Here is a 1,059-nt window from a genome sequence, read left to right on the forward strand (position 1 = left end):
TAGAGCGTGTCGCGTTTAATCGGTTTTGTATCCGGCGGCTTTGAAGAAGTTGTAGCATTCTTCGTCGGTGAAGAGGTCGCAGACATGGCCGACGGCCTTCCAGAGTTCCTGGTAGGTTCGGGCGGCGGCCTTTCGGATTAGCGCCTTGAGCTTCGAGAAGGCCATTTCGATCGGGTTGAGGTCGGGGCTGTATGGCGGCAGGAAGAGGAACCACGCGCCGATGTCGCGCATGGCTTTGGCCGCGCCGGGGCTCTTGTGGCTCGACAGGTTGTCGAGGATGACCACGTCGCCCTCGCGCAATGTAGGCACCAGCTGGGTCCCGACATAAATGTCGAACATCTCGCCATTCATCGCTCCGTCGATCACCCAGGGCGCGTCCAACCGGTCATGGCGCAGGGCACCGATGAACGTCTGGGTGCGCCAATGCCCGAACGGTGCGTGATCGACCAGGCGCTGCCCGCGCGGAGCCCAGCCGGTGGTCTTGGCCATGTTGGTCTTGACCGAGGTTTCGTCAATAAATGCCAGTCTTTCCAGATGCCTGGCCATGAAGGGCTGGCGTTTGCCGATCCAGATGCGGCGCAGGTCGGCCACGTCCTGGCGCTTCTGCTCAAGCGCTTGCAGGTCTTTTTTTGTGTGACAGCCCCAATCTGAGCAGCAGCCGGCCGATGGATGAACGATGCACCTTCACCCCGTGCTCTGCGGCCAGTTCCGCCGTCAATTCGTCAATTGTCAGATCGGGCTGCGCCGCGATCCGGCGCTCCACCCAGCCCTTTACACCGGTCAGCTTGCCGCGCCCGGGATTGCCCTGCCGCTTCGGCGCAAGCGAGCCGGTCTCCCGTTTGAGACGCACCATATCGTTCACGAACTTGATCGAAACACACAGCCGCCGCGCCGCCTCGGTATGCGTGCTGCCCTCCTCGACAAGCCGCACGGCACGATCACGCAACTCAACAGGATACGGTTTTCCCATCTCTGCCCCCCATATCTGCCTCCAAGACATGGAATCACAGGATGATCGCTATGGGAATCCAGAATCTGATCAGGCGCGACACGCTCTAA

General features: G+C 60.9%; 2 protein-coding genes. Both read right to left on the bottom strand.

The genetic code is table 11. The features are described 5' to 3' along the window. Nucleotides 1-15 precede the first annotated feature (15 nt). Nucleotides 16-591: an IS630 family transposase gene (locus tag PVW27_RS21540; protein ID WP_274561259.1), complete on the bottom strand. Its 576-nt coding sequence runs from the start codon at nt 589-591 to the stop codon at nt 16-18. 16 nt (nt 592-607) lie between these two features. Further along, complete coding sequence (locus PVW27_RS21545; protein WP_274561261.1) at nt 608-931, bottom strand: hypothetical protein; 324 nt, start codon at nt 929-931, stop codon at nt 608-610. Between the last annotated feature and the right edge of the window lie 128 nt (nt 932-1,059).

This window comes from Seohaeicola sp. 4SK31, from assembly GCF_028802875.1.
GTDB lineage: Bacteria > Pseudomonadota > Alphaproteobacteria > Rhodobacterales > Rhodobacteraceae > Seohaeicola.